Origin of the sequence: Rhodococcus sp. 06-470-2, from assembly GCF_002258235.1 — a bacterium.
In the GTDB taxonomy this organism is placed as follows: Bacteria; Actinomycetota; Actinomycetes; order Mycobacteriales; family Mycobacteriaceae; genus Rhodococcoides.
In genome coordinates, this window is sequence record NZ_NOYB01000018.1 from 1 (window position 1) to 26,735 (window position 26,735).

General features: G+C 63.7%; 28 protein-coding genes and 2 pseudogenes. 15 read left to right on the top strand and 15 right to left on the bottom strand.

Translation table 11 applies throughout. The features are described from left to right. Nucleotides 1–31: 31 nt before the first annotated feature. The 4 genes and pseudogenes from CH276_RS11295 to CH276_RS28185 all read right to left on the bottom strand — a co-directional run bounded on the left by CH276_RS11295 (nucleotide 32) and on the right by CH276_RS28185 (nucleotide 3,536). Complete coding sequence (locus CH276_RS11295) at nucleotides 32–1,021, bottom strand: DUF3644 domain-containing protein (RefSeq protein WP_094631632.1); 990 nt, start codon at nucleotides 1,019–1,021, stop codon at nucleotides 32–34. 203 nt (nucleotides 1,022–1,224) lie between these two features. Next, nucleotides 1,225–1,651 (bottom strand): annotated as a pseudogene (locus CH276_RS28940) (5,10-methylene tetrahydromethanopterin reductase); the annotation flags it as partial. A 486-nt stretch (nucleotides 1,652–2,137) separates the two neighbouring features. Beyond that, nucleotides 2,138–2,533 (bottom strand): hypothetical protein, encoded by a 396-nt coding sequence (locus CH276_RS11300; protein ID WP_094631633.1) that lies wholly within the window; start codon nucleotides 2,531–2,533, stop codon nucleotides 2,138–2,140. A 616-nt stretch (nucleotides 2,534–3,149) separates the two neighbouring features. Beyond that, nucleotides 3,150–3,536, bottom strand: coding sequence for a hypothetical protein (locus tag CH276_RS28185; RefSeq protein WP_141214696.1), 387 nt, complete (start codon nucleotides 3,534–3,536; stop codon nucleotides 3,150–3,152). Nucleotides 3,537–3,787: 251 nt separating this feature from the next. Between CH276_RS28185 and CH276_RS28945 the strand changes: the two genes are divergently transcribed. Then, on the top strand, nucleotides 3,788–4,021 hold the full coding sequence (locus tag CH276_RS28945; protein WP_254924377.1) for a hypothetical protein: 234 nt from the start codon (nucleotides 3,788–3,790) through the stop codon (nucleotides 4,019–4,021). Here the strand turns inward: CH276_RS28945 and CH276_RS11305 are convergent. After that, nucleotides 3,934–4,762: pseudogene (locus tag CH276_RS11305) on the bottom strand (LLM class flavin-dependent oxidoreductase); the annotation flags it as partial. The gene CH276_RS28945 and the pseudogene CH276_RS11305 sit on opposite strands and share 88 nt — an antisense overlap. Before the next feature lie 170 nt (nucleotides 4,763–4,932). Between CH276_RS11305 and CH276_RS11310 the strand changes: the two are divergent. The 4 genes from CH276_RS11310 (at nucleotide 4,933) to CH276_RS11325 (ending at nucleotide 8,327) form a co-directional block, all read left to right on the top strand. Then, nucleotides 4,933–5,940, top strand: coding sequence for a methionine ABC transporter ATP-binding protein (locus CH276_RS11310; protein ID WP_094631634.1), 1,008 nt, complete (start codon nucleotides 4,933–4,935; stop codon nucleotides 5,938–5,940). Then, entirely contained in the window at nucleotides 5,937–6,641 is a 705-nt protein-coding gene (locus CH276_RS11315) for a methionine ABC transporter permease (protein WP_032394457.1), read from the top strand. Before CH276_RS11310 ends, CH276_RS11315 begins: the two co-directional genes overlap by 4 nt. Before the next feature lie 26 nt (nucleotides 6,642–6,667). After that, a complete protein-coding gene (locus tag CH276_RS11320) occupies nucleotides 6,668–7,555 on the top strand; it encodes a MetQ/NlpA family ABC transporter substrate-binding protein (RefSeq protein WP_094631635.1) in 888 nt (295 codons plus the stop codon). 97 nt (nucleotides 7,556–7,652) lie between these two features. Then, complete coding sequence (locus CH276_RS11325; protein ID WP_094631636.1) at nucleotides 7,653–8,327, top strand: nitroreductase; 675 nt, start codon at nucleotides 7,653–7,655, stop codon at nucleotides 8,325–8,327. Here CH276_RS11325 and CH276_RS11330 read toward each other — a convergent pair. Beyond that, nucleotides 8,324–8,752: a hypothetical protein gene (locus CH276_RS11330; RefSeq protein WP_094631637.1), complete on the bottom strand. Its 429-nt coding sequence runs from the start codon at nucleotides 8,750–8,752 to the stop codon at nucleotides 8,324–8,326. The two genes, CH276_RS11325 and CH276_RS11330, sit on opposite strands and share 4 nt — an antisense overlap. A 44-nt stretch (nucleotides 8,753–8,796) precedes the next feature. After that, entirely contained in the window at nucleotides 8,797–9,738 is a 942-nt protein-coding gene (locus tag CH276_RS11335) for an NAD(P)/FAD-dependent oxidoreductase (RefSeq protein WP_094631638.1), read from the bottom strand. A gap of 104 nt (nucleotides 9,739–9,842) precedes the next feature. Here CH276_RS11335 and CH276_RS11340 point away from each other — a divergent pair, with 104 nt between their 5' ends. Next, a complete protein-coding gene (locus CH276_RS11340; protein WP_094631639.1) occupies nucleotides 9,843–11,252 on the top strand; it encodes an amino acid permease in 1,410 nt (469 codons plus the stop codon). Here CH276_RS11340 and CH276_RS11345 read toward each other — a convergent pair. After that, nucleotides 11,249–12,415: an iron-containing alcohol dehydrogenase gene (locus CH276_RS11345; RefSeq protein WP_094631640.1), complete on the bottom strand. Its 1,167-nt coding sequence runs from the start codon at nucleotides 12,413–12,415 to the stop codon at nucleotides 11,249–11,251. The genes CH276_RS11340 and CH276_RS11345 overlap by 4 nt on opposite strands. Nucleotides 12,416–12,503: 88 nt before the next feature. Further along, entirely contained in the window at nucleotides 12,504–13,997 is a 1,494-nt protein-coding gene (locus tag CH276_RS11350) for a CoA-acylating methylmalonate-semialdehyde dehydrogenase (RefSeq protein ID WP_094631641.1), read from the bottom strand. A 112-nt stretch (nucleotides 13,998–14,109) separates the two neighbouring features. Between CH276_RS11350 and CH276_RS11355 the strand changes: the two genes are divergently transcribed. The 3 genes from CH276_RS11355 (at nucleotide 14,110) to CH276_RS11365 (ending at nucleotide 16,338) form a co-directional block, all read left to right on the top strand. Further along, on the top strand, nucleotides 14,110–15,006 hold the full coding sequence (locus CH276_RS11355) for a LysR family transcriptional regulator (protein ID WP_094631642.1): 897 nt from the start codon (nucleotides 14,110–14,112) through the stop codon (nucleotides 15,004–15,006). A 191-nt stretch (nucleotides 15,007–15,197) separates the two neighbouring features. Beyond that, a complete protein-coding gene (locus CH276_RS28950) occupies nucleotides 15,198–15,323 on the top strand; it encodes a hypothetical protein (protein WP_254924365.1) in 126 nt (41 codons plus the stop codon). Nucleotides 15,324–15,369: 46 nt separating this feature from the next. Beyond that, nucleotides 15,370–16,338, top strand: a complete 969-nt coding sequence (locus CH276_RS11365) for a cobalamin biosynthesis protein (protein WP_094631644.1) — start codon at nucleotides 15,370–15,372, stop codon at nucleotides 16,336–16,338. Here CH276_RS11365 and CH276_RS11370 read toward each other — a convergent pair. Genes CH276_RS11370 through CH276_RS11380 form a run of 3 tightly spaced genes read right to left on the bottom strand, consistent with a single transcriptional unit; the run spans nucleotide 16,279 to nucleotide 18,398 of the window. Continuing rightward, nucleotides 16,279–17,217: an SURF1 family cytochrome oxidase biogenesis protein gene (locus CH276_RS11370; protein WP_094631645.1), complete on the bottom strand. Its 939-nt coding sequence runs from the start codon at nucleotides 17,215–17,217 to the stop codon at nucleotides 16,279–16,281. The two genes, CH276_RS11365 and CH276_RS11370, sit on opposite strands and share 60 nt — an antisense overlap. Before the next feature lie 18 nt (nucleotides 17,218–17,235). Next, the gene (locus tag CH276_RS11375) at nucleotides 17,236–17,709 is read right to left on the bottom strand and encodes a low molecular weight protein-tyrosine-phosphatase (protein WP_176459219.1); all 474 of its coding nucleotides are present in this window, start codon (nucleotides 17,707–17,709) and stop codon (nucleotides 17,236–17,238) included. After that, complete coding sequence (locus CH276_RS11380; protein WP_094631646.1) at nucleotides 17,706–18,398, bottom strand: HAD-IA family hydrolase; 693 nt, start codon at nucleotides 18,396–18,398, stop codon at nucleotides 17,706–17,708. The genes CH276_RS11375 and CH276_RS11380 overlap by 4 nt, the downstream gene beginning before the upstream one ends. A 55-nt stretch (nucleotides 18,399–18,453) precedes the next feature. On the opposite strand from CH276_RS11380, the gene cobC reads away from it, so the two are divergent. The 4 genes from cobC (at nucleotide 18,454) to CH276_RS11400 (ending at nucleotide 22,584) form a co-directional block, all read left to right on the top strand. After that, nucleotides 18,454–19,491, top strand: coding sequence for an Rv2231c family pyridoxal phosphate-dependent protein CobC (cobC, locus tag CH276_RS11385; protein WP_094631709.1), 1,038 nt, complete (start codon nucleotides 18,454–18,456; stop codon nucleotides 19,489–19,491). 14 nt (nucleotides 19,492–19,505) lie between these two features. Further along, nucleotides 19,506–20,627, top strand: a complete 1,122-nt coding sequence (locus CH276_RS11390; protein WP_094631647.1) for a Nif3-like dinuclear metal center hexameric protein — start codon at nucleotides 19,506–19,508, stop codon at nucleotides 20,625–20,627. Nucleotides 20,628–20,731: 104 nt separating this feature from the next. Continuing rightward, a complete protein-coding gene (locus CH276_RS11395) occupies nucleotides 20,732–21,469 on the top strand; it encodes a zinc ribbon domain-containing protein (RefSeq protein ID WP_094631648.1) in 738 nt (245 codons plus the stop codon). 5 nt (nucleotides 21,470–21,474) lie between these two features. Then, on the top strand, nucleotides 21,475–22,584 hold the full coding sequence (locus tag CH276_RS11400; RefSeq protein ID WP_094631649.1) for a bifunctional RNase H/acid phosphatase: 1,110 nt from the start codon (nucleotides 21,475–21,477) through the stop codon (nucleotides 22,582–22,584). 17 nt (nucleotides 22,585–22,601) lie between these two features. Here CH276_RS11400 and CH276_RS11405 read toward each other — a convergent pair whose 3' ends face one another. Then, nucleotides 22,602–23,564, bottom strand: coding sequence for a helix-turn-helix domain-containing protein (locus CH276_RS11405; RefSeq protein WP_254924366.1), 963 nt, complete (start codon nucleotides 23,562–23,564; stop codon nucleotides 22,602–22,604). Between CH276_RS11405 and CH276_RS11410 the strand changes: the two genes are divergently transcribed. Together CH276_RS11410 and CH276_RS11415 are read left to right on the top strand one after the other, a co-directional pair. Next, nucleotides 23,563–24,261 (top strand): SDR family NAD(P)-dependent oxidoreductase, encoded by a 699-nt coding sequence (locus CH276_RS11410; RefSeq protein WP_176459220.1) that lies wholly within the window; start codon nucleotides 23,563–23,565, stop codon nucleotides 24,259–24,261. The genes CH276_RS11405 and CH276_RS11410 overlap by 2 nt on opposite strands. A gap of 90 nt (nucleotides 24,262–24,351) precedes the next feature. Continuing rightward, the gene (locus tag CH276_RS11415) at nucleotides 24,352–24,954 is read left to right on the top strand and encodes a hypothetical protein (protein WP_141214697.1); all 603 of its coding nucleotides are present in this window, start codon (nucleotides 24,352–24,354) and stop codon (nucleotides 24,952–24,954) included. Nucleotides 24,955–24,961: 7 nt separating this feature from the next. Here the strand turns inward: CH276_RS11415 and CH276_RS11420 are convergent, their stop codons facing one another. Together CH276_RS11420 and CH276_RS11425 are read right to left on the bottom strand one after the other, a co-directional pair. Further along, nucleotides 24,962–26,212 carry an SLC13 family permease gene (locus tag CH276_RS11420; RefSeq protein ID WP_094631651.1) on the bottom strand — a complete coding sequence of 417 codons (1,251 nt, stop codon included), beginning with the start codon at nucleotides 26,210–26,212 and terminating at the stop codon, nucleotides 24,962–24,964. Next, nucleotides 26,209–26,733 (bottom strand): DUF1697 domain-containing protein, encoded by a 525-nt coding sequence (locus CH276_RS11425; RefSeq protein WP_094631652.1) that lies wholly within the window; start codon nucleotides 26,731–26,733, stop codon nucleotides 26,209–26,211. Before CH276_RS11425 ends, CH276_RS11420 begins: the two co-directional genes overlap by 4 nt. Between the last annotated feature and the right edge of the window lie 2 nt (nucleotides 26,734–26,735).

Consider the following 26,735-nt stretch of genomic DNA (forward strand, 5'->3'; position numbering starts at 1 on the left):
AGGGCTTGTCACACCAGTGGAGGCACCGGCATCATGAACCTGCCGGACACCGACACGTCAGGTCGTACACAGACCGACACGTGAGGTCGTCCACCGATAACTCTGGTTCATCGGATTTAGATGACGGCCTCCAGTTCTGCTTACGCCAGGCCGCGGCCATTTGGGATGAAGCGCCAAAGCGGTACGGGATGGCCTCAGAAACTTTTTTGGCTACAGCACCAGCTCGGTGCTTGCCGATATTCGACACCGGTACTGTCTTCTGCTTGGTGATCACGTAACCCTTGTCGGCTGAGATCTTCTGCATCACCTGGCGTTCTTCGTCCGTCAGATCCTTGTCGTTAACAAACTGGAGCGACAGATCGCCCTTCCGGTTCCCGCTTTCGAGCAGAATAGTGAGCCGCATGCAGTAGCGGGGATCGCGTGAAACAGCGTCATCCAACCCGGCGTCGTACTCAGCCAGGAACGTCCTCAAGTCTTTGGGGAGGCTCTTGCTGAGTTTGAGTAGGTCACTCTTGCCCTGGTCGGTGAAGCCCCCGATGAACACCGGAAAGTGCAGACGATGGGCCAGGGAGGATTCGACTCCCGCAAAGTCAGTTACGAACTCCTCGTAGTTCAGCAACATGGAGTGGCATTCGCCGTTCACGACAGTCATGAGTGCAACATCCGTGCCGGTGTGCCTGTGCTCGATTTTGTTGCGCAGCTTTATGAAGAACTCCAGGTTTGCGCGTGCTCCGGACTGTTGAGCCGGCCACTCCTCGCCGACGAACCACTCCAAAGGTTGCGACATTCGCTCGCCGTTGATCTGCTTGTAGCGCCGAGGCCTTTCTGACCGCAGTACGTGGTAGTTTTTAACATCACGAAGCCACTTGGACTGAAACGCGTAGAGCCAAGCGATGTGCATGTGGATGATGAAGCCTTCGAGTGCCCGGTCGCGGCCAGGATCGTTGAACAGGCTGACAGCGAGCATCGCCTCTTGCTGAGACGCCCTCAGCAAGAGCTTCCAACGTTGCGGACGTGCCATCTGATACTTGATCTCCAATCGACGCCGAATCGCCCGCCGTGAGCGTCAACTGTGGCGCAGATCAATCCTGCCAGACGACAGACTTAAATCACGAGGATGCTGAGGCGCGTCCGCCGCCGCTAGCCAGCCAAGCAACAGCCTCGGGGGACGGGGTTCGCTGAGGAGACGGCTCAGCCAGCTATTCCCGGCACCGTAAAGTGCTAGCCGCGGTGGCGCATTCGATGGACCTTGGCAGAGTCGGTAAACACCGGTCTCGCGATCACGGACCACGGCATCGTCGTCCCACGACGCCTCTGACAACTTTTAGAGCACCTCGAGAAATTCGTCGGCGTGGTCCTAACGATACGTCGCGCTTCAGCTGATCGTCGGATCCCATGTATTGCGCCGCCGAAGGCGGATAACCGGTGACACGTTCCACTCGATGCGGCCGTTGTCCGATGGTCAAGCGCAAGAGGGAGCGACGTGCGAACGGATACTAATGGTCGATACCGGTACCTGCAGTGATGCCCAAGGCCCCAAATGCTGGGTGACCGCGGCCTGCGCACTGACGAGCAGGAGTGGGTCTGACACCGTTATCCGCGCACCGTGCCGGACGGCGGCGGCGTCACTGCCGCCGTATACGTCGTTTGTACAAGGCCGAACCGTCGGCGACGAAGGCCGGTTCGATGGGTGGTAATCATCAATAGGTAGCGCCGCCTCCGCCTGACTCATCGATAGGAACGAAGATGCTGTTTAGATCACAGGTTATCTCCGCAGGGTCCGTCTCGGGGAATTGGTAATTGGGAAATTCTCTTTTCAATCCGATCGCAGCTTGACGTTCGTTCGCGCAATCGATTGGCGAACTGCTGGTTGGTTCTGCGGGTTCCTGTGTATCATCCTCGCCGGTTGAATAACCGAGAAATCCTGCCCCAGCGAGAAACGCTAGGAACGGGATAGCTATAACACCGGCGAAAGACTTACTCCAGTCGCGGTGTTCCTTCGCTTGGGATACCGGCTGTGGATTCTCGTGTACAACAGTGCCGCTGGAATAGCGGAGGTCATAGACGATCGGTCGCTGCCCAGTCGGTTGAAGTCCTTGGCTTTGGCGTGGTCGACCAGCTAATCGACTGTGGCGGCTCACCGATCATCGTCTCCGCGACCAAGCTGCCGCTGGTGACGCTTTTCGATACTTTTTCTCAACTGGTCGGCGGCCTCTCTAGCGAGACGCGTCTGTACCTCGCTTACCTGCTCGTCTAGTAGGTCATGTTCAAACTTTCTCCGCCTTGTCCTCTCCTGTTGGCGTGAATGCAGGGTAAGCAGTACGGAGTAGATCACCAGTCCTAGGGCGATCGCGATTCCGAAGAAGAAGTAAGGACGCCGGTCGGGGTTCAAGTTGACGTAGGCAATTGTGCTCAGGGACAGTAGAGTTAAGCCGAGAAGGCCGGGAATCAGGAGTAGGTAATTTATGACAGGCATGTACCTATAAGTTGAGCTGTCAGCCGCCCGGTGGTAGTCGGGCTCGTCTTCTTCCATGAAAGGATCGTACTCGATCGTCGGGTGTTCGTCACGAGCTAAGCCTGGTCGCTAACTGCTTGGCGCAGCGCTCGCAACGCTCCCGGCCGACCAGGAATGCTTCGTATTCACGGCTTAGGTGAGATCCGAGGTCGAGTCATACATGTATGTGTCGTGATTCAGGCACGTTGGGTTCTTGCAGTCTTTGCACAGCCTCCTGGCCTGCATGCCGCACTCGCAGTAATCAGTCATGCTCATACCTTGCAGCGCGCTTGCTTTGGTTCGATGTCGTTCGAACAGGCTAACGCCGATTGTTGTTGACAATCCCGTCCAGGTAGTAGAAATTTGAACACAGATATGAATAGAGGTTTTCGCAGCTAGTAAAGATATAAGCCGATGCGTCGGGTTCAGCGCCTAATGCAATCGAGCTATTGGCAAAGCTCAAGAGGCTGCCGACTCGAAGGTCAAGGAGGCCGACGGCCTACTGGTCGCCACCAAGTCTGAGGCGGAAGGCGTCGTGAAGGCTGCTCAGGAAGCTGCCAGGATGGCGCACAGGCCAAACCGACTACTCCGTCGAGGTAGACGCTAGGCCACGACGCAACGCACGAGACCGTCTGATGAGGGCGGTCGTCGTATTTCACCCCGTTATTGTTGCAACTCCGTAGATCTGAATCATGAGTAGCAGTGAGTTTAAAACCCCCAATCCGATCGCCACATTTCTTCCGTGTTTTGACTTTGAAGCGGGGTCTGCCGGATCGGTTATCGTGATCGCAGTAATAAAACCGCCGACGAGAAGAGCGACCACGATAGCAACTATCTTAGTAACGAATGAGTTTCCGTCCGGGCTGAAAAATTTTGTGATGACTCCTGCCCCAACCGCGACACCTGCAAAGGTTAGGGTCTTCGTGGTGACGAATTGATTTGACTGAGTAGTTAAAGTGCTCACCACATTGGACTCGCCGGGGCCATTCCGCTGTACATAGGTCGTAGGAGCTGCAAAGAACTTGCGGATTTTGGTGAGCATGGCGAACCTTCCGTCAGGTTAGAGCCGATGAACCACTGGTGGATGCTGGAGCTTAGCATTCCCAATTGGGGTGGCGTGTGGTTAATTAGAGATAGATAAAGTATTTCGATAGCCATATTAACCTTTTGATCGGAATGGTCCAGATAGCACCGACCCCGGCAACGACTGGGGAGATTTTCAAATTTATTTCTGGTGATGTGACCAGGTTCCAGCCGAACATGATGACCACCCACTTCCCTCCCAATGTCGAGATGCCTACACACGACAACGCGGAGATCGGCTACGTCCGCGCCATCAGCGGCAACGACCTCACCATCACCCGTGCTCAAGAGGGCTCGCTACTCAAGTCTGTCGCTGCAGGCTGGCAGATCATCGGGGGAGTGACAGCGGAGACCCTTCCCGACGTCGAGGAAGCGCTTGGTCCCTCGTCGTGCTTGGCATGGGCGAGTTCGGATGTCTCATCGGTGACGATGGTGAGTAGCTGACAGATCCGTACCGAGTACGATCGCGGCCGGCACGACGGATGTTCAAAACCGTCTGCGCCAGAATTTCGTTGGTGGGCGCGCCGACGAAGATCGCTTCGGCGTTCTGCGCCGCGAACCGAACGCCACGCGGCGACGCCCCGGCCTGAAAGATCACCGGCGTTCGCTGCGGCGATGGTTCGGCCAGATGGATACCCGGCACTCTGAAGTGCTTGCCGCGGTGGCCGATTCGATGCACCTTGGTTGGGTCTGTGAACACGCCGGTCTCGCGATCGCGGACCACCGCGTTCTCGTCCCACGAGGCCTCCCAGAGTTTGTAGAGCACCTCTAGATATTCGTCGGCGTGGTCGTAGCGATCGTCGTGCTTCAACTGGTCGTCGTGGCCCATGTTGTGCGCGCGAACGGATACGGATGCTCGAAGCCGGTACCTGCAGTGATGCCGAAGCCCAGATGCTCGGTGACCGCGGCCTGCGCACAGACGAGCAGGAGGGGGTCCGACACCGGGATCTGCGCGCCGTGCCGAATGGCGGCGTCGTGATTACCGCCGTACACGTCGTACGTGCCGAGGACGTCGGCGACGAACAGACCGTCGAACAGGCCGCGCTCCAACAGCTTCGCCAGATCGGTCCAGTAGCCGAGTTCCTTGTATCGCCACGATTGATCCAGCGGATGACGCCAGAGACCGGGGGACTGATGCGCGACGCAGTTCATGTCGAAGGCATTGAAACGGATCTCGCGTGACACGGGGGAACTCCTTCGGCGGGACGATCTGTCTTCGATATCGACAGCGGTGCGACGCTACCGACGACCTAGGCCGGTGGGAACAGTTCGGATCGTGATGAGTCGATAGCTGGTCATCGAGTCGCCGGTAGCTCATCGTTGCGCCGTCACATCAGCGAAAAGAGCGTTGGAGCATGATCGAAATAGCGCAATTGACCAAGACGTACGGGACGGGGGAGAACACGACCGTCGTCCTCGACCGGCTGGATTTCACGGTGCAGTCCGGCGAGATCCTGGCCGTCGTCGGCCCCAGTGGTGCCGGCAAAAGCACGCTGGCCCAATGTATCAACCTCTTGACGCGGCCCACCTCGGGCTCGGTGATCGTCAACGGGGACGATCTCGCGCAGTTGAACGCCAAGCAGCTTCGGGTTGCGCGCCGGCGCATCGGCACCGTGTTTCAGTCGTCGAGTCTGCTCTCGCGCCGAACCGTGGCCGAGAACGTCGCATTGCCCCTCGACTTCCTGGGGGCGACTAAAGCCGAGACGGCCCGAAGGGTGGGTGAGCTTCTCGACCGAGTAGGGCTGTCCGACAAAGCCGCTCGCTATCCGTTTCAACTCTCGGGCGGGCAACGCCAAAGAGTGGGAATCGCGCGCGCACTGGCGCTCAGGCCGTCGGTGTTGCTGTCCGACGAGGCGACATCCGGCTTGGATCCGCAGACCACCGAATCGGTGGTCGAGTTGCTGCGTGAACTGCGTCGTGATCTCGACCTCGCCATCGTGTTCATCACCCACGAAATGGATACCGTTCTGCGAGCTGCGGATTCGGTGGCCAGGCTCGATCACGGTCGTATCGTCGAATCGGGGAAGCTGGTCGATCTGTTGACCGACCACCGCTCGCGGCTCGGCAACGAGCTGCGCCCTCGGCGTGACGACGCACAGGCTGCAGCCGGCGACGTGCACTGGAAGGTCACCTACGATTCGCCCGATGTTCCGCAGGACTGGATCGGGAGGCTGGGTCAGGATCTGGGCGTGCAGGTCGCGTTGTTGGGCGCGTCCGTGCAGGTTGTGGCCGGAGTGACGGTCGGCAGCGCGTCGATCGGCGTCGGTGGCCACCTGAGTGCACGCGTCCCTGATGCACTCACGGCGCTGGGGTTGTCCGGCTCCGTCGACGGGAATCATCCGGTATTGGAAGTCGCGTCGTGATCGCGGTACTCGCGGCAGGAAACAAGGTTCCGGTCGACGAACTGCCGGCTCTACTGTTGCCCGCGTTGGGCGACACCCTCACGATGGTCGGGATCGTGATGTCCATCGTGGTGATCGTCGGTGTTCCACTCGGAGCGGTGCTGTTCAACCTCGGTCCCGGCGGACTGTTCGAGAACCCGGTGCTGCACACGCCGGTCAGCTGGATCGTCAGCATCGGACGATCGTTGCCGTTCCTGATCCTGATGGCCGCGCTGGTTCCGGTGACCCGATGGATCACCGGAACCAACATCGGCATCGCAGCGGCAGTGGTACCGATGTCGTTGGCAGGCATCGCCTTCTTCACCCGCATCGTGGAGAACTCTCTGCGCTCGGTTCCGACGTCGGTGGTCGACGTCGCTCGGGCATCCGGTGGTTCCACACTGCAGGTCACCACCACGCAGCTGTCCGAGGCGGTTCCGTCGATCATCGGCGGGCTGACCATCAACGTCATTGCCATGATCGAATACTCGGCCATCGCCGGCACCATCGGCGCAGGCGGAATCGGTTATGTCGCAGTTACATACGGATACCAGCGATTCGATCACACCGTCATGATCGCCACGATCGTCATCCTGATTCTCACCGTCGCCGTCGTACAGCTCGTCGGCGATGCACTCGTTCGCTTCACCACACCTCATCAGCGCGCTGTGCGCACTGCCTGAACCACACCCGAAAGGTTCCATCCACCATGACAACGTCCACCGAAGCGCACGGCTTCGAGCTGAAGAACCGCCGGAAAGCGCCCTGGATCATCGCTGCCGTCGTAGTTCTGATCGCCCTCGCCGTGATCGTCCGCATCGCGTTCTTCGGCGACACCGCATCGGCCAACGACACCGAGGGAGCAACACTCGTCGTCGCCACAGCAGAGGGCAATGCGTCCGAACAGGCGCTCGTCGAATTCGTCGCAGACCAGGTTGCCCCCAAATACGGCATCACGGTCGCATTCCGCGGACTCGCAGACAGCAACACCATCAACCGCGCCGTCAGCGAAGGTGAGGTGGCCGCAACCGTCTACCAACACAAGCTGTGGCTCGGTCAGGTCCTCGAAGCGAACCCCGACTTCCAGGAGGAGGCCGCAACGCCGGTGTTCCGGTGGGGATTCGGCCTGTGGTCCGACAAGTACTCGGACCCAGCTCAATTGCCGGACGGCGCAACGGTTTCGCTGTACTCCGACCCGGCCAACGAGGCCCAAGGCCTGTGGGTACTCGAGCGAGCCGGCCTGATCACGCTCGATCCCGCTGTCGACAAGTCGACGGCCACGCAGAAGGACATCGTCGGAAACCCGAAGAATCTGAAGTTCACGCTGCTGGACTTCGCTGCGCAATCGAGGGCACTGCCGGATCTCGATGCGGCGGTGGGCTACACCGAGTACTACCTCGCCGCAGGCATTCCCGTCGAAAAGCAGATCTTCGCCCCGCCGGCACCGGACGAGTTCGCAGGCCAGCTGACCATCGGTAGCCGGTGGGCAGATACGGACAACATCAAGAATCTCGTCGCCGCATTCAAGGACCCGGCGGTGCAGGAATTTCTGGCGACCGACCCGCGTGTGAAGGACATCCTGCTTCCTCTCCAGTAGACCGGGCCGCGCCCGACGGTCCAGCACATGACCGTCGGGCGCAGCCGTGGTGTTACCTTCGACCCGCACCCGACAGCACTGACACGAGGCGGACGACGTGACCCGGTACGACGCGCTGACAGAACTACTCGACGAGCGGTACTCGTGCCGGCAGTTCCTGCCGAAGCCGGTCCCTCACGAGGTCCTCGAGCAGCTACTCACGGCCGCCCAGCGAACTCCCTCCTGGTCCAACACCCAGTCGTGGCAGATCATCGTCACCGAGGGCGATGCCACCCGAAAGTTCTCCGAGGCCTTGGTCGAGCACGTGGCGTCCGGGGCACCGCAACCGGACTTCTCGTTCCCGGCGAACTACAACGCTCTGCACCGAGCCAGACGACGCGAATGCGGTGGCGCACTCTACGAGAGCATCGGGGTGGTCAAATCCGACACCGAGGCAACGACGCGTCAGTTCATCCGCAACTACGAGCTGTTCGACGCACCGCACGCGGCCATCATCACCACCGACGCCGATCTGGGCGTGTACGGGGCCGTGGACTGCGGGTTGTACCTCCAAACCTTCCTGCTTGCTGCGCAGAGTCTCGGTCTCGGGGCCATCGCGCAGGCAGCATTGGCGGCGTACTCACCGTTTCTGCACGAATGGTTCGACATCCCGGACACCCGAAAAGTGGTGGCCGGCATCTCCTTCGGTTACCCCGACGACACACATCCGATCAACGGATTCCGTACCAGCCGAGCGCCTCTGGACGAGACGGTGACATTCGTCAGCAGCTAGGGAGCGAGCTGCGGGCCGAACTTCGTCTCGATCTCGGCGAAGAACGCATCGGCCAATGCGACGAACTGCTTCTCGTCGAGCGCGATTCGATCGCCGACGGTGTATCCGAGAATGCTTTTCGCAGGATCGAGATTTATGGTCGGATCGCTGGTCATGATGTCGTCGGCAGTCGTCATCGACGCCGCCAGGACTCGGACCTCGTTGAGTGGATTGCCGTTCTTCTTCTCCTGGCCGCGCATGCGGTGGAGAAAATAGACCTCGAGCGTCAGGACGAGATTGTTGAAGAAAGCGACGTCGAATGCCTCGTCCACGGCAGTCGTCGTCGTTCGATTCGACGCGACCGCACGGTATGCGGCGAGCTGAGAATCGAGGCGCGATTGGCAGGCGTCGATGTATTCGCGGGAGTACGACTTCACGGACAGCACGCGGGCGATCTTAATCCGGCTCGTGGTCCGACGCCGGGCAAACGTCAGTGCGAAAGGCGGCGCACGAGTTCTCTGCCCACGTCCGTCCCCGAACGCCAGGCGCTCTCGACCCGGGGCACTCCGGATTCGCACCACTGATCGCCGGCCAGTCCGACGAAGCGTCCGTCCCGGTGCTGAAGCTCGAAGTTGGAATCGTGTTGCGCCGCAGGCTTGGCGAATGTCCACCTGTGGGCGTGGGTCCACGCGGGGTCCGCCGAGACGACGGACAATTCGCGTAGCGCGTCGAGAACCGGGGCGATCGCCCCGTCGGGGTTGTCCAGATGCTGCTGCGCGCGCCCCGACGTCGTGTGCACCACGAGAACCGGAGCGCCGTCGCCGCGCCGGGCACCGTCGTCGACGACGAAGTCGATATCGGGATGATCGTTGACGAACGCCGCGTCTCGAAAGGGAATGTCGAGTCCGTCGAATCCACACGCCACCGCGATGACCGGGTCGTAGTCGACGGCATCGGGAACGGCGGTCAGTCGCGTCGCCTGCGGATCCGGCATCGCCACCACGACATGGCCGTCGGGAAGGTCGGTCAGCTCCGTGGAATGTTCGATGTCGAAGCCGTCGAGCATGTTTCGCACCAACGATCGAAGCCCGTTCGGGGTCGCCCAGCGAACCGGGCCGGTCGTCGTGCACGGAACCGTTTCGGGTTTGAGAATGCCGAACGTGTTGGCCCACTGACGCGCCAATCCACCCGACTCCCAGTCGGCCACGACCGTCGCAAATTCTTGATCTCGGACGGTGAAGTAGCCCGCTCCCAGATCGACGCGACGGCCGTGCAACTCGGGCGAGGACATCCGCCCACCCGGAGCGCGGCCTCGGTCGACGATGCGAAACGGTACGTCCGCGTCGCGGAGAACCCGCGCGCAGGCCGCGCCTGCTATGCCGGCACCGATGATGGTGACCGGATCGGAGATGATGTCCGCTTCGGAGTTCATCCGTCCAGTATGCCGGGATTCGTCCGAATATCTCTGTACCACCGGCTGTCTGGACATATCGGTCACCCGCTGCGTCTGCGTTCACTTTGTGTTCGACTACAGGGATGGCCATTACGGAGAAGCCGGATACCGGCGAGAACGGACTCGGCACCAGCCTCAAGCCACGGCACGTGACGATGATCTCGATAGCCGGAGTCATCGGCGCAGGTCTGTTCGTGGGTTCGGCCAACGCCATTGCGACGGCAGGCCCAGCGGTGCTGCTGGCGTACCTGTTCGCGGGAACACTCGTGATCCTGGTGATGCGCATGCTGGGGGAGATGGCGACGGCCAATCCCGACACCGGCTCGTTCTCCACCTATGCCACTCGCGCCCTGGGGCATTGGGCCGGATTCTCGGTCGGATGGCTGTACTGGTGGTTCTGGGTGTTGGTGATCCCGGTCGAAGCCACCGCGGCTGCATCCATTCTCACGAACTGGCTCGGCGGCGCGCAATGGATGTGGGCACTGCTCATCGTCGTTGCCCTCACCGCGACCAACCTGATCAGCGTCGGCAACTACGGCGAGTTCGAGTTCTGGTTCGCCCTGGTGAAGGTCGTGGCCATCATCGCGTTCATCGGCCTCGGGATCGCGGCGATCTTCGGGTTGCTACCCGACTCGGAAGTCAGTGGTGTCGACCAACTCTGGGCCTCGGGTGGTTTCATGCCGGGGGGCTTCGGCGCGGTGATCGCGGCCATGCTGACGACGATGTTCTCGTTCATGGGCTCGGAGATCGTCACCATCGCCGCTGCCGAATCCAAGGATCCGGCCAAGGGAATCACCCGCGCCACCAACTCGGTGATCTGGCGAATCTCGATCTTCTACTTCGGTTCCATCTTCGTCATCGTCGCATTGGTGCCCTGGAACGAACTGGATCCCAACACGGGCTCGTACCAATTCGTCCTGTCCAAGATGGGGATCCCGCACGCCGAGACCATCATGGACATCGTCATTCTGACCGCGGTTGCGTCGTGCCTGAATTCGGCGCTCTACACAGCGTCGCGCATGCTGTATTCGCTCGGCGATCGAGGTGACGCACCGAGGGCGGTCAAGAAGATCACGACGAACGGGGTGCCGTGGGTTGCGGTGATCGCCTCGATGGTGCTCGGGTTCCTCGCGGTGGTCGGAAACTACATCCTGCCCGAGAAGCTCTTCACCTACCTGCTGGCGACCACCGGCGCCGTCGCGCTGTTCGTCTACCTGGCCATCGCCAGTAGCCAGCTGGTGCTGCGGCGTCACCTCGACCGCGACGGCGAACGCCCCGCCGTTCGGATGTGGCTCTACCCGTGGCTGACGTACCTTGCCATCGGGTTCATCGTCTTCGTGCTGGTGATGATGGTGGTGCGGCCGGAGCAGCGGTCGTCCATTCTGCTGTCGGCAGTGCTGGCGGCCGTGACCGTGATCGGTGGAATTGCGGTGCAACGCCGAAATACGCGGCGCGACACCGTGGCCGCCCGAGCATCCGGTTCTCCCGACTAGATTCCCGCGTACACCTGCCGGTACAGGTCGACGATCTGCTCGGCTGTCGGCACCACCGGATTGTTGCCGGGGCTACCCGAGGCGAGCGCCTGCTCGGCCATCAGCGGCAACAGCTGGTCCCACTTCGCCTTCTCGATCCCGAAGGTCTCCGGCGTCGGAACCTCCACCTCACGGCACAGCGTGACGATCGCATCCTGCAACTTGCCACCGGCAAGCTGATCCGAATCGCTTTCCGACGCCGCGCCCAGTGCGCGGGCGCAATCGGCGTAACGCGCCTGGGCCCCGTCGATCGAGAATGCCGTGACGGCAGGCAACAGCATCGCGTTGGAAAGCCCGTGTGCAACATGGAAATGCGCGCCGATGGGTCGACTCATACCGTGCACCAAACAGACGCTGGCATTGGAGAAAGCCATTCCCGCCTGCGTCGAGGCATGCATCATCGCCTCGCGCGCCTGCCGGTCGTCGCCGTCCCGATAGGCCCGCAGCAACGACGTCCCGATCGTGCGAATCGCACTGAGGGCCAAACCGTCGGAAATGGGGTTGGCCTTCTTGCTCACGTACGCCTCGATGGCATGAGTGAGCGCATCGACGCCGGTATCGGCCGTCAAGCGCGCCGGCATCGACATCGTCAACTCGAAGTCGATGATCGAAGCGATCGGCAGAAACGACAGCCCGGGGCACAGCATCTTCTCGTCCGATGCCACGTCGGTGATGATGGTGAACTGAGTTGCCTCCGAACCACTTCCGGCAGTGGTTGGGATGGCGATGATGGGTAGCGCGGGGCCGGTCGACAGCACCGGGGCCTTGAAGTCCCGCATCGTGCCGCCCTGCACCGCGAGAATCGCCAGCGCCTTGGCCGTATCCATCGGACTGCCGCCGCCGAACCCGATGATCGAATCGGCCGAATGCTGCTGCACCGCGTCGAGGCCCGCGACCAACGAATCGGTCGTCGGATCGGGAACGGTGCCCGAGAACAGAGCCGGTGTCTTCCCGGCCTCGGTCATGATCTTCATCAAACGATCCGCCGAGCCGTTACCGGCCATGAACGCATCGGTGACGAGCAAGGGCCGTGACACGTCGAGATCGGTCAGCACCGTCCCCAGCTCTTCGACGGCACCGCCGCCCAGCTTGAGGAACCGAGGAAACGAGATGTTGGAAACCATGGTGTGCTCCTTCGCGAGGTGACCATGTGCGCGGAACTTCGTAGCCTGCTACGAAGTTCCGCGCACATGGGCTGGCTGTTTTCGGAACTCAGCTGTTCTCAGGGAAGCCGAGGTTGATGCCGCCGTGGCTCGGGTCGAGCCAGCGGCTGGTGACGGCCTTTCCTCGGGTGAAGAAGTGCACTCCCTCGGTGCCGTGGGCGTGGCTGTCGCCGAAGAGCGAGTTCTTCCAACCGCCGAAGCTGTAGTAGGACATCGGAACCGGGATGGGGACGTTGATGCCGATCATGCCGACCTCGACCTCGTTCTGGAAGCGTCGGGCCGCGCCGCCGTCGTTGGTGAAGATGGCGGTGCCGTTGCCGTAGGGATTGTCGTTGATCAGCTGCAGTGCGTCGTCGTAGGTGTCGACGCGAACGACCGACAGGACGGGTCCGAAGATCTCGTCGGTGTAGATGCTCATGTCGGGAGTCACGTGGTCGATCAGGGTGGGGCCGAGCCAGAATCCGTCGGTGCCACCGTCGGGCTGGACGGTGCGGCCGTCGACGACGAGGGTGGCACCTGCCGCTTCGCCTGCATCGACGTACGAGGCGACCTTGTCACGGTGTGCCTTGGTGACGAGCGGGCCCATGTCTGCCCCTCGGGTGCCGTCGCCGGTGACCAACGGTGTTGTCCGCTCGGCGATCTTGGCGACGAGTTCGTCGGCGATGTTCCCGACGGCGACGAGGGCGGAGATGGCCATGCAGCGTTCGCCTGCGGAACCGAAGCCCGCATTGACCATGGCGTCGGCGGCGAGATCGAGATCTGCATCGGGGAGGACGACGGCGTGATTCTTGGCACCGCCCAGGGCCTGGACGCGCTTTCCGTGGGCGGTGCCGGTGGCGTAGACGTACTGGGCGATGGGGGTGGAGCCGACGAAGGAGATCGACTTGATTTTCTTGTTCTCGAGGAGCTCGTCGACGGCCACCTTGTCGCCCTGCAGGACGTTGAAGACGCCATCGGGTAGGCCCGCCTCGGCCCAGAGCTCGGCGAGCCAGATACTGGCGCTCGGGTCCTTTTCGGACGGTTTGAGGACGACGGTGTTGCCTGCCGCGATGGCGATGGGGAAGAACCACATCGGGACCATGGCGGGGAAGTTGAAGGGCGAGATGATGCCGACCGGTCCGAGCGGTTGACGGATGGAGTAGACGTCGACGCCGGTCGACGCGTTCTCGGTGTATCCGCCCTTGAGCAGATGTGCCATGCCGCAGGCGAATTCGACGACCTCCTGACCGCGGCCGATCTCACCCAGGGCGTCGGAGAGAACCTTGCCGTGTTCGGCGGTGATGATCGCGGCGAGCTCGTTCTTCTTGGCGTTCAACAGCTCTCGGAAGGAGAACAGGATGGAGGTGCGCTTGGCCAGTGAGGTGTCGCGCCACGCCGGGAATGCGGCTGCGGCGGCGTCGATGACCGCACGGGCATCGTCTGTGTCGGCCAGGGTGAGCGTTCCGGTGACCTCGCCGGTGGCGGGGTTGGTGACGGGGGCGGTCCGGTCGGAGACGCCGGAATAGGTCTTTCCATCGAGCCAGTGCGTGATGACGTCGGTCAACGTTCGATCCTTCCATCGGTGTGTCTCGAGTCTCACTTGTACGGATGCACATGTCAAAGGCCAAAACCGCAGATCGCTGTGCAGAAATGCACACCGGCGATAGTCTCGGTGGGTGTTCAACGCAGACCATCTCCGCTACTTCCTCGAAGTGTCGAGGACCGGGCGTCTGACCGACGCCTCGCACACTCTCGGTGTCGACCACACCACCGTCGGTCGGCGCATCACGGCTCTCGAGAAGTCGGCCGGGCAGCGCCTGTTCGACAGAACGCCGTCGGGTTGGCGACTGACCGAGGCGGGTCGACGCCTCGTCGCATACGCCGAGACCGTCGAGTCGACACTCATCGCGGCGTTCGAGGATCAGACCTCGGACACCGGCTCCCTGCGAGGAACCGTGCGCATCGCTGCCCCGGACGGTTTCGGAGCGTTCGTGCTGACACCGAAACTGGGAGTACTCCGAGACAAGCACCCCGATCTCGACATCGAACTGGTCACCGCCACCGAGCACAACTCGCTGGCCACCAGGGAGTTCGACATCGCAATCACGTTGGAGCGGCCGTCACCGAGGTTCGTCACTACCCGCAGGTTGGCGACGTACTCCTTGGGGCTCTACGCCTCGGCCGAGTATCTCGCCGCGATGGCACCGATCAGGACCGTCGACGAGCTGCGTGAACACACACTGATCTCGTACGTGGACGCGCTGCTCGATGTGGCACCGCTGCGCATCCTGGATGCGATCCTGCCGGAGGGCCGCGCGCAGATTCAGACCAACAACATCACCGGGCAGTGGATCGCGGCAAGATCCGGTGTGGGGATTGCGCCCCTGCCCAGCTATATCGGTGAGCCGGACGGGTCCCTCGTGTCGGTCCTGCCCGGTGTCGTCTCGGTCGAGCGGACGTATTGGACGGTGGTACCGAGAGAGCTGACCGGACTCGCGCGGGTGAAGGCCGTCGACGAATTTCTCCGGTCGGTCGTGACCGACGAACAGCATCTGTTTCCTGTGCCGCAGTAACGACGGGACAAACGCACATCCCGAGAGTGTCGGTGGCCGTTGATATTTGGACGATCCGATGAGACCGACGTCTCGTGACCACGGACACACGTGACGCCGACCTCAAAGGCGTGGGAATCGCCTTACTCGCGGGTAACAATCTGTTACGCCCACATCCGCTCGGCGGATCCACACGAGATTCTGGGGGAATCATGACGATGTTCGTAATGACAGCAGTCGGCTTCGTAGGAATGGCAATCGCCTTGCTCAACGACGGAAGCGACATCGACTTCCGCAACCGTCAACTGGCAGGTGCGTACCGTCACCGCTGGGCCTGACAGTCCGGTGTCCTGAGCCCGGTGTGCAGTTGGCAAGATTCGTGGGATGTGGACACACCCCCGAGCGATCGGCTTACTGGTCGGCTACGGCCTCGATCGAGTGTTCGCAGACCCGAGACGCTGGCACCCGGTCGCAGGATTCGGGACCACGGCACTGCGCGTCGAACGCGCCCTCTACCGCGACAGTCGAGCCTCGGGCGTCGTCCATGCGGCCGCGCTGATCGGCTCGATGACCGCACTCGGCGTCGCGTCGAGTCGCGTGGCCGCCCGTGTGGGTGCACCTGCTGAAGTCGCTCTGGTGGCGGCGGCTACCTGGGCCGCGCTCGGAGGCACGTCACTGTCGAAGGTGGGCCGGCAGATGGCCGACCATCTCGACAACGACGACCTCGAGAGTGCACGCGCACTGCTGCCGTCACTGTGCGGTCGAGATCCGGAACCACTCGACTCCGACGGCCTCGCACGCGCCGCCCTCGAGTCCATCGCGGAGAACACCTCCGATGCGACGGTCGGCGTGTTGGTGTGGGGAGCGCTGGCCGGGGTGCCGGGAATTCTGGCCTACCGAGCGAGCAACACGCTCGACGCGATGGTCGGCTACCGCTCGCCGAAGTATCTGCGCTTCGGTTGGGCCGCAGCGCGAATCGACGACGTTCTTAACCTGCTGCCGGCCCGCGTCACCGGCCTGGCGACGGTCGTCGCAGCTCCGTCGGTGCAGGGTTCGCCCACCCGAGCCCTGAAGATGTGGCGACGCGACGCCGCGCAGCACCCCAGCCCCAACGCAGGTGTCGCGGAGGCGTCGGCTGCCGGGGCACTGGGGCTGCAACTGGGTGGCAGAACGCAGTACCGACACGGCGTCGAGATCAGGCCGACACTCGGTGACGGACACGCGCCGACCGCACGTGATCTTCGCCGATCGGTCGCACTGTCGAGCCGAGTACAAGAACTGTCGGCTTTCGCGTCAGCGATTCTTGCCGTAGCGATCGGCCAGGCGAGGATCCGACGGCGTCGTCTGGCGTGACGCCGCTCGCGCCCTGGCTCGCTTCTCGCGACGCGTGGGCAAGGTGAACTCTTCTTCCTCGTCCGGACCGGCCTTATCCGGACCGGCCTCGTTCTCGCCCTCGGGCTCGGTATCCGGCTCGCCGGGGATCGCGTCCGCGAGTTGTGCACGTGCATTGCGGCGTTCCCGTATCTCCGCGCGAGCGAAATACGCCAGACCCAACGGTGCCATGATGCCGAACGCCAGCCACTGCAGACCGTAGGACAGATAGGGGCCTGCGTCGGTCTGCGGCAGTTCGATCAAGCCGAGACCGCCCGGCTGACCGTCGTCGAGCTGGAGATATCCGTCGATGGCGTCGACTCCTACCGCCGCGCCGATCTGTTCCGGGTTGATGTTGTAGACCTGCAGTCGACCGTCGTCCTCGACGGGCTCGCGCGAGGTGCCCTCGGCTTGTCGTACCCGCGCGTTCAGTGTCACGTCACCGGTGGGGGCCGCCTCGAACTCGGGCGCTCTGGTTCCTTCCACCGGCAGTACGTATCCGCGGTTGACGAGCACGGTGGGCCCGCCGTCGATCACGAACGGGGTGATGACCTCGTATGCGGGCTGATCACGGATGCTGCGCAGCCGCACCAGCACGTCGGAATCTGCGACGTAGGACCCGGGGGCGATGACCCGACGCCACTCGTCCTCGGCCGGAAACCCGTCAGCGGTGAGAACGTCCGAGATCGGTACCGGATCCGCGTCGACGGATCGGGTGATCAGATCGTTGCGCTCGGACGTCGAGGTGTTCTTTCCCAACTGCCACGGAGCGAGCACGCTGAAGCACAGGAACGCGAAGGCCAGCACCACCGCAGCCAGCACCAACCACTTGGGTCGCAGCAAGAACGCTAACTTGTCCACGCCACCACGGTAGCCGGGTCAGCGAGGGAGCCGAGACCGTGCCCAGTCCAGCAAGCCGGGCACGGCACCTTCGATCTGCTCGCGCACCTCGGTGAATGCCGAATCGGATGAGTAGTACGGATCGGCCACCGACGAGTCGTCGGCATCGGGGTCGAACGACCGCAGCAAGGCGACACGATCGGCCGGAGCACCGAGCTGCAGCAGGGCGCGAGCATGGCCGGTATCGAGTGCGACGATCAGATCCGCTGCCAGATGATCCGGCCCGACCTGCGCCGCCGCGTGCTCGCTGTCGTATCCGTGGGCATCGAGCTCGGCGACGGTTCGAGGATCCGCGCCGTCGCCCACATGCCAACCGCCGGTCCCGGCGCTCGAGACGCGCACCGCCTCGCTCAGGCCGGCGTCGCGCAAATGACCAGCGAAGACCTTCTCGGCCATGGGCGATCGGCAGATGTTGCCGGTGCACACGAACGTCACGTGCAGTGGCTCGGTCATCGCACGGCCGCCGTGTTCTGCTCGAGCACGGCGGCCAGCTCGTCCATGCTCGACGCGGTGAACGCGGCGTCGTCGCTCTCGCCGTCGACGCCGTAGCCCCACTCGACGTACACCGTGGGAATGCCGAATCGGGCGGCGCCGTGCACGTCGTGATCACGATCACCGATCATGATCACCCCGGCGGTGCCGCCGTCCGCGGACTCCACCGGGTCGATGCCGAGGTTGGTCAGCGAGTGCGCGATCACGTCGGACTTCGCCCGTCGGGTGCCGTCGTTGCTGGCACCGCCGATGAACTCGAAGTACCGCGACAGGCCGAAGTGGTCCAGAATCCGGACCGCGAATCGCTCCGACTTCGACGTCGCCACACCGAGCCGGACGCCGCGATCCTGCAATCGCGTCAACACCGACTCGATGCCGTCGAACGCGGTGTTCTCGGCCCAGCCCCGCTCGTCGTAACGCTGGAAGTACGCCGCCAGGGCACGCTGCGCCGCATCCTCGTCCAGGCCGAGGCCGCGCAACGTGTCGATCAGTGGTGGTCCGACGACCATCGACAGCTGTTCCTCGGTCGGTTCGGGGGCATCCACCGACGCCAGTGCGTGGCGAAAACCGGCGTGAATTCCCGGTGCGGAATCGGTCAACGTCCCATCGAGATCGAACAGGACAACGGACGCGGGAGCATCGACAGACATGGTCGGAGCCTATCGGTGCGGGCTGTTCGGTGACGGCGCGGCTACGCTCGTCGCGATGTCCGACACAGCTGCCGATCCCGATGCGCTCCTCCGTCACCACGGAGACGTCGAGGTCGATTCCGGATTCGTCGACTTCGCCGTCAACGTACGCGGCGACGGACCGCCGGCATGGCTTCGCGATCGGCTCGGCGCGGCACTGAGTTCGTTGGGTTCGTACCCGAGCGCGGCCGCCGAGACGGCCGCGCGAGAACAGGTGGCCGAACACCACGGCCGCTCACCGGACGAGGTACTGCTGCTCAGCGGCGGGGCCGAGGGTTTCTCGATGCTGCCGCGGCTTCGGCCCCAGCTAGTGGCGACGATCCACCCGTCGTTCACCGAGCCCGACTGGGTGCTGGAGCAGGCAGGCATTGCGGTGCACCGAGTGATCCTGCCGCCACCCTTCGAGCTCGACCCGACGCTCGTACCCGACACCGCCGACATGGTGATCCTCGGCAACCCGACCAACCCCACATCGGTTCTGCACCCCCGTGAGGCGGTCCTGAGTCTGCGTGGATCCGGACGCATGCTGGTAATCGACGAGGCCTTCGCCGACGCAGTGCTCGGGGAGGGGGAATCGGTGGCGTCACAGAGCCTGGACGATGTGCTGGTTCTGCGCAGTCTGACCAAGACGTGGGCGTTGGCGGGATTGCGGTGTGGATACGCACTGGGGCACCCCGACGTCCTCGCGCGACTGCAGTACGGCCGTGCGCACTGGCCCCTGGGGAGTCTGCAGATCGAAGCGATACGCGCCTGCACCGAACCGTTCGCCGTCGATCGGGCACGCGTCGAATCGGAGCGCATCCACCGCGAACGCACCGCGATGACCCAGCGCCTCGAGGCCTTGGGCCTGGACATCACCGGCCCGGCCCGTGCGCCGTTTCTGCTGCTGCGCGTCGACGGAGCCGATGTTGTTCGAGAACGTCTGCGCACGATGGGTATCGCGGTGCGGCGCGCGGACACGTTCCCGGGGCTCGACCGGCACCACCTGCGCGTCGCGGTACGGGACTCGCAGCGGGTCGACATACTGGTGGACGCGTTGAAGACCGTTCTGTGAGGAGAGCAGCGAACATGGCAGTGACACTGGCCGACGTCATCGAGGTGCTCGACGACGCGTACCCACCCCGTCTTGCGGAGAGCTGGGACTCGGTGGGCCTGGTGTGCGGAGATCCGAAAGCTGTTGTGCAGCAGGTCGTGTACACGGTCGACGTCACCGACGCCGTGGTCGACGACGCCATCGCCCGCGGTGCCGATCTCATCGTCGCCCACCATCCGTTGCTGCTCAAAGGCGTCGACACCGTCGCGGCCGACACCGCGAAAGGATCGGTGATCCACCGTCTGATCAAGGCCGACTGCGCGCTGTTCACCGCCCACACCAACGCCGACTCCGCAGATCCCGGAGTCTCCGACGCACTCGCATTCGCGCTCGGGGTGATCGACACCCGGCCACTCGATCCCATTCCGTCTCCCGCACACGACAAGTGGGTGGTCTTCGTGCCCACCGCCGACTCGGCGGCGGTGCGACAGGCCCTGTTCGACGCCGGAGCCGGGCAGATCGGCGAGTACAGCGAAGCGAGCTGGCAGAGTGCGGGTCTCGGCCGATTCCGTCCGGGCCCGAACGCACACCCGACGCTCGGCGTTCTCGGTGAGGTGCACACCGAGGCGGAGGATCGCATCGAGGTCGTGGCCCCCAAAGGGCTACGTGCTCAAATACTTTCGGCGATGCGTCGGGCACACCCGTACGAGGAGCCCGCGTTCGACGTATTCGAATCCGCGGCTCTACCGTCGTGCACCGGCCTGGGCCGCATCGGAAAACTACCGAATCCGATGACAGTGGCCGAGTTCACCGAGGTCGTCCGCGAGGCGTTGCCCGCCACGACGTGGGGAGTACGCGCAGCGGGAAACCCCGCCGCCATGGTTTCGGTGGTTGCGATGTGCGGGGGAGCGGGTGACTCGTTCCTCTCCGCGGTGGCGCGCACCGACGCCGATGTGTACGTCACCTCCGATCTGCGGCACCACCCGGTCGACGAGCACCTGCGCGCCGGCGGCCCCGCGGTGATCGACACCGCACACTGGGCCTCTGAGTTCCCGTGGTGCGCACAGGCGCGAGGCATCGTCGACGCCGCGTTCGGTGACACCGAGGGATGGAACAGCTGGGTCACCGAGGTGCGTACCGACCCGTGGACACTGTGATCATCGAACCCACGACCTGCCATCGAGTGGATCCGGCTCACTCATTTTCCTGCAGCCGGTAGGGTAATCCGAATCAACTTCCATAGTCGCAGGAGTCATCAAGCGTGAACGTCGATCCCAAAGTCCAGGCCTCGCTGCTCGAATTGGCCGGTGTGGATACCGAACTCTCGCAGATCGCCCACCGCCGCAAGAGCCTCCCCGAACAGCAGGAGGTGGACAAGCTCGAGACCGAGCGCACCACGCGCAAGGATGCCGCGGTGACGGTGCAGATCTCGATGGACGACCTCGACCGGGACATTCGCAAACTCGAAGGCGAGGTCGACGCGGTTCGGCAACGCGAAGCCCGCGACAAGAAGATGCTCGAGAGCGGCACCATCGCACCGAAGCAGATGACCGAATTGCAGCACGAGCTCGGCAGCCTCGAACGTCGTCAGGGCATCCTCGAAGAGGAACTGCTCGAGGTCATGGAGCAGCGTGAGGCCAGCGAACGTGACTACGAGCACGCCGGTGCGCAACTGACGCAGATCGAGGACGAGTTGGTCGACGCCGGCCGCCGCCGTGACGACGCCGTCGCAGACCTCGATGTCGCCGAGAAGCGCAGCGCGGAGCGCCGCGAATCGTTGGCCTCGGGATTGCCCGCGGATCTGCTTGCGCTCTACGAGAAGCAGCGAGCGCTCACCGGCCGCGGTGCGGCACTGCTGCAGGCTCGTCGATGTGGAGCGTGCCGAATCGAACTCGATCGCAACGAGATCGCGAGCATTGCCAGCAAGCCCGCGGATGCTCTGATTCGTTGCTCCGAGTGCAACGCAATCCTGGTGCGCACCAAGGAATCCGGAATTTGAGTCAGGTGTCGAGAGTCGTTGCCGAGGCCGACGGTGGATCGCGTGGAAATCCTGGGCCCGCCGGCTACGGCGCGGTGGTGCTCAGTGCAGATCGCTCGCAGGTGCTCGCCGAGCGTCGGGCGTCGCTGGGCGTGGCGACCAACAACGTGGCCGAGTACAACGGACTGATCGCCGCACTGACCGCGGCCCGCGACGTCGGTGCCCGTGAGGTTGCCGTCCGGATGGACTCCAAACTCGTCGTCGAACAGATGTCCGGACGCTGGAAAGTGAAGCACCCGGACATGATTCCGCTTCAGCGACAAGCGGCCGAACTCGCCCGCGGCTTCGATTCCGTCACCTACGAGTGGATTCCGCGTGCACAGAACTCGCACGCGGATGCGCTGGCCAACGAGGCGATGGACGCGGCGGCCGAGGGCGTGGACCTGTCGGATCGGCCCGACGCCGAGCCGGTAGCAGCGAAGCCCGCGTCGCCTGGATGGACCGGTGCGATGGGGGAGCCGACCCGCCTGCTGCTGTTGCGACACGGCCAGACCCCCATGTCGGTCGACCGTCGATACTCCGGCCGGGGCAATCCCGACCTGACCGAACTGGGTCGACGCCAAGCAGATTCTGCCGCAACGGTTCTCGGTGCACGGACGGATATCGACGCCATCGTGGCCTCGCCGCTCGCGCGCGCCCAACAGACTGCTGCGGCGACAGCCGACCGTCTCGGTTTGCCCGTCACCACGGTCGACGGTCTCATCGAAACCGACTTCGGCGACTGGGAAGGGCTCACCTTCACCGAGGCCATGGAACGTCACCCCGAGGTCCACAAGGCGTGGCGAGGCGACACCTCCGTTGCACCGCCGAACGGTGAGAGCTTCGACGCAGTACGCACGCGCATCGAAGCGACCCGCGATCGATTGCTCGCCGAGTACGCCGGGAAGACCGTCCTGGTGGTCACCCACGTGACACCGATCAAGATGCTGCTGCAACTCGCACTCGACGTCGGCCCGTCGCTGCTGTACCGACTGCACCTGGATCTCGCGTCCCTGAGCATCGCCGAGTTCTACCCCGACGGCGGGGCCTCGGTGCGCTTGGTGAACGACACCTCGCACCTGGCCTCGTCGGCCTGAATCGCGGCTAGGTTCCGTTAACGGGATCCGGGCGACAACAGCGACAACAGTCTCGACTCGTCTCGCGAGCCGGGTGCTGCGGTGTAGACGATCACCCGCACGTCGGAGCCGGCAGGCCGAAACACGTCCCCATCGAGGACCATCGACCCAACCAGGGGATGGTCGATGCTCTTGCGTGCTCCCCGGTAGACGGTCGGACGTGCAGAGCGCCAACGATCGGAGAACTCGTTGCTGCGGGCCCGAAGGTCACGGACCAGACTGTCGAGCTCGGCGTCGTCGGGATGCGATATCTGTGCCACACGGAGGTCCCCGACCAGCGCGTCCCGATACTGCTCTCGTTGTCCGGGATCGACCCACATTGACGACGTGTCCTCGGTCATCTCGAACCAGACCTGGTTGCGTGAATGTCCGGACAGGTCCATCGGATCGCCCATCAGCGCGGACCACGCCGCGTTCCATCTCAGCAGCCACCAATCCGCCGCGTACACCGCCGTAGGCCAGTGGTCGGCTCGGGCCAGCAGTCGATCGACACTGTCCGGTACCGATCGATCGACAGCCGACGACGGTGCCGCGAGTCCGGCAGCTCGATACAACACCCCGGCATCGGCGAGGTCGAGACCCAAGGCCCGAACCAGAGCAGCGACCACCGCCGCCGACGGATTCGACGCACGGCCCTGCTCGAGTTGAACCAGATAGTCCACGGAGATCCCGGCGAGGGTGGCGAGTTCTTCGCGGCGCAGACCCGACGAACGCCGAGGTCTGACGGTCGAGTCGGACGGAACGGGTGCGCTGCAGTCACGCCAGCCACGGAGCACCGACGAGAAACCCGCCGGTCGGCGTCCCTGCTGCTCTACGCTCATCTCCCCACTGTGCCACTCGGCCACGTGCGTCTCCTCGACGACGACGTGGGTGGTACCGGCAGACCTACCGACAATCGGCATCTTCTCCATTGGATCGCCGAGCCCTAGCGTCGACGTCATGAGCACAATCACGATGATCACCGGCGGCAACAAGGGAATCGGCCACGAGACAGCACGGCGCCTACAGCGTGCCGGCCACACCGTGATCATCGGTGCCCGCAACCGTGAGCTCGGTCGTGCTGCTGCCGCCGACCTCGGCGTCACCTTCGTCCAACTCGACGTCACCGATCAGGGCAGCGTCGACGCTGCCGCACACCAGGTGCGTGTGGACCACGGACGGCTCGACGTCCTGATCAACAACGCCGGCATCACCGGGGCCTTCGTGCCGCTCGAGGAAGGATCGGCGGACGACGCCCGAGATGTCTTCGACACCAATGTCTTCGGCGTGGTTCGAGTGACCAACGCATTCGTGCCACTGCTGCAGATCTCGAAGAATGCACGAATCGTCAACGTTTCCTCGGGCGTCGGATCGATCCACGACACCATCGAGCAGGGCTGGTTCGACTGGCAGGTGGTGCCGCCGATCTACGCGTCGTCCAAGACGGCACTCAACATGCTCACGGTGAAGTACGCGCACGCACTCCCCACGATGCGAGTCAACGCTGCCGACCCCGGCTACACCCGTACCGATCTGAACGGCGGCAAGGGAGCACACGACGTCGCGCAGGGCACCGACGAGATCGTTCGACTCGCCACGATTGCCGAGGACGGACCGACCGGCACCGTAGGAAACAGTCAGGGTCTGCTTCGCTGGTGAGTCATCGACCGAGAAGGCACTGAGCGCCTTCCGACAGGTGGGGCGTCGGACCGGCATGTCGCTCGGGTCGAGTGGGGGATGATGCGTTGCGTGTTCACTGACGCCGTGCGCGAGCCCATGGCGGCGCGCTGGATGGCAATCGCATCGCCCGCATCGGCCGCCGCAGGGCTGGCAGTTGCCTTCACCTGGCGATACTGCGTGCCCCGGATGTGGATCGATGCCGATGCCCCACCACCTGTGAATCCGGGCGACTCCGGGTACTTTCGCGTGTACGACTACGTGCAGTACGTGTCGGGACCGCCGTGGTGGCCGATCACGTTGGTCGCTCCGGTCGCGGCACTTCTGGTCGGGACCGTCGTCTCGATCACGGTCGGATGGATTCTGCGCGCCCGATCGCACGGCCGGGCGTTGCACATGTCGGCCCCACTCGTGGCGGGAGGCCTCGTAGGCGCGGGGGCAGCATGGTGGGCACGACGTCGACCTCCCGAGATCCGCATCAGGATGGTCGCGGATCCCTACTTCGATGACCTCGGGCCGACCGGCGCTGCACGCCAGGAGATCTACGGCGGACCGCCGCTGTTCGACACCGTGCATGCCGGGCTGCTGTTGCCGGTGGTGGGGGCGGTGGTCGGTGCCGTGGTCTTCGCTGTGGGCTTGGCGATCACGACACTCCGCGTACGGCGCTCGATCTGACCGAGGCTCAAACCTGCAGTGCAAGCCACAGGCCTGCCACCGCACCGACGATCGTCAGCGGTGTCGTGATGACGCCCAACACGGTGAAGGTTCGCAGATCTGCCGGCTCGTCGTTGGCCGATGCGACGCGTCGCCACAGCATGATCGCAAGCGACCCGACGTAGGTGAGGTTGGGGCCGAGGTTCACCCCGATCACCATGGCCAACAACAGTGCCGGGGGAGCGTCGGCCCCGAATGCGGCCAGCAGCAGCAGCGTCGCGGGCAGGTTGTTGACGATGTTCGACGCAACCGCCGCGATGGCGGCCGCGGCCAGCAGCGAGGCGAAGCTGGTGTCGGACGGCAGAATTCGGGACAGCCAGTCGCCGATCGGGCCTGTGGTGACACCGAGAACGACGATGCCGAGCAAGAAGACGAAGCCACAGAACGGTAGATCGGCACCGCGCAGAATGGCGCGAGCACTGGTGTGACGTCCTCGAAGCGCGGGGATGGCCAGTGCCACCGATCCCACCGCGGCCACCCAGAACGGTTCGACGTCGAACAGCCCTGCCACCGCGAAGCCGACGAGTGTCGCGGCGAGGATGACCAGCGTGGTCCGGGGTGCAGGGACGTTCTCGGCGCTCTGCAGGGTCGAGCTCTTCGGCGGTGTGGCGGTGCGAGTCAGATCCTTGCGGAAGAAGATCAGGAACACCGCCAACTCGATGGCCACCGCGAATATCCAGGGCAATGCCATCAGAGCGGTGAAGTGCAGGAAGGTGAGTCCGGTCGCGGCGAAGGCGAGCAGGTTGGTCAGGTTCGATACCGGCAGCAGCGTCGACGCCGAATTGGACAGGTGCGCCGTGGCGTAACTGTGTGGACGCGGCGACATTCTCAGGACGCGAGCCGCACCGATGATGGCCGGCGTCAACAGCACCACGGTGGCGTCGAGGCTCAGTACTGCCGTGGTCGATGCGGCTGCTGCGAACACGAGTGTCAACAGTCTGCGGGGGCTGCCCTTCGCACCTCGTCGCAGCTTCGCCGCGATCCAGGTGAACACTCCGAGCGCGTCCGACAGATGCGCCAGGATCAGGATGAACGCCAGAAACACGACGGTCGGAGCGAGTTCGAGTACCTGCTCGCGTGCGGCGTCGAGGCTGACGAGGCCGACGACCAGGACTATCGCGGCAGCCGGCAGCGCGGCGACGATCTCGGGCAGACCCCGGGGTCGGACGATCGCGAAAACGAGCACAGCTGCGACCAGTGCCGCGGCGAGAACGGTCACGCGAGAATCTTCACGAGAGTGCGCAGATTTCGAGTGGTGGTCGTCGGCTTGAATTTCGCCTTGGCCGTCGCTTTCCCGAAGCGACTCGTCGTCGTGCTCCCCGCGCGGACCTCCCAGTACACGACATCACGTCCGGCAGCGACACGTTCGAGCTCGACATCGAGTTCGTCTGCGAGAGCGGACAATTCGGTCAGATGGGTGGGGTCGGTTCCGAACACCACGTAAGGATGCCACCCTTGCCGTTCGGCGTCGAACGGGTAGCACTCCACGATCGCCCGAAGTGTCGGCACGTCCAGGACGACAACCCAGGCCTGATAGCCGAACGCCTGGGCAAGCGTGTTCTCCACCTGTTCCTTCACGACGACGGAAGTCAGCGGGGAGTTCAGCAGGACATTGCCGGTCGCGAGAACAGTGCGGACATCGGTGAAGCCGGCCGACGTCAGGGCCGCACGAAGATCGGCCATCTTGATGTTGATGCCACCGACATTGATGCCACGCAGCAACACGACCCACTCACTCATGA

Excerpts from the sequence above, each read along its gene's own strand:
- CH276_RS11295 (WP_094631632.1), bottom strand. The coding sequence starts at position 1,021 with ATGGCACGTCCGCAACGTTGGAAGCTCTTGCTGAGGGCGTCTCAGCAA.
- CH276_RS11300 (WP_094631633.1), bottom strand. The coding sequence starts at position 2,533 with ATGGAAGAAGACGAGCCCGACTACCACCGGGCGGCTGACAGCTCAACT.
- CH276_RS28185 (WP_141214696.1), bottom strand. The coding sequence starts at position 3,536 with ATGCTCACCAAAATCCGCAAGTTCTTTGCAGCTCCTACGACCTATGTA.
- CH276_RS28945 (WP_254924377.1), top strand. The coding sequence starts at position 3,788 with ATGCCTACACACGACAACGCGGAGATCGGCTACGTCCGCGCCATCAGC.
- CH276_RS11310 (WP_094631634.1), top strand. The coding sequence starts at position 4,933 with ATGATCGAAATAGCGCAATTGACCAAGACGTACGGGACGGGGGAGAAC.
- CH276_RS11320 (WP_094631635.1), top strand. The coding sequence starts at position 6,668 with ATGACAACGTCCACCGAAGCGCACGGCTTCGAGCTGAAGAACCGCCGG.
- CH276_RS11335 (WP_094631638.1), bottom strand. The coding sequence starts at position 9,738 with ATGAACTCCGAAGCGGACATCATCTCCGATCCGGTCACCATCATCGGT.
- CH276_RS11340 (WP_094631639.1), top strand. The coding sequence starts at position 9,843 with ATGGCCATTACGGAGAAGCCGGATACCGGCGAGAACGGACTCGGCACC.
- CH276_RS11345 (WP_094631640.1), bottom strand. The coding sequence starts at position 12,415 with ATGGTTTCCAACATCTCGTTTCCTCGGTTCCTCAAGCTGGGCGGCGGT.
- CH276_RS28950 (WP_254924365.1), top strand. The coding sequence starts at position 15,198 with ATGACGATGTTCGTAATGACAGCAGTCGGCTTCGTAGGAATGGCAATC.
- CH276_RS11365 (WP_094631644.1), top strand. The coding sequence starts at position 15,370 with ATGTGGACACACCCCCGAGCGATCGGCTTACTGGTCGGCTACGGCCTC.
- CH276_RS11375 (WP_176459219.1), bottom strand. The coding sequence starts at position 17,709 with ATGACCGAGCCACTGCACGTGACGTTCGTGTGCACCGGCAACATCTGC.
- CH276_RS11380 (WP_094631646.1), bottom strand. The coding sequence starts at position 18,398 with ATGTCTGTCGATGCTCCCGCGTCCGTTGTCCTGTTCGATCTCGATGGG.
- cobC (WP_094631709.1), top strand. The coding sequence starts at position 18,454 with ATGTCCGACACAGCTGCCGATCCCGATGCGCTCCTCCGTCACCACGGA.
- CH276_RS11390 (WP_094631647.1), top strand. The coding sequence starts at position 19,506 with ATGGCAGTGACACTGGCCGACGTCATCGAGGTGCTCGACGACGCGTAC.
- CH276_RS11410 (WP_176459220.1), top strand. The coding sequence starts at position 23,563 with ATGAGCACAATCACGATGATCACCGGCGGCAACAAGGGAATCGGCCAC.
- CH276_RS11405 (WP_254924366.1), bottom strand. The coding sequence starts at position 23,564 with ATGACGTCGACGCTAGGGCTCGGCGATCCAATGGAGAAGATGCCGATT.
- CH276_RS11425 (WP_094631652.1), bottom strand. The coding sequence starts at position 26,733 with ATGAGTGAGTGGGTCGTGTTGCTGCGTGGCATCAATGTCGGTGGCATC.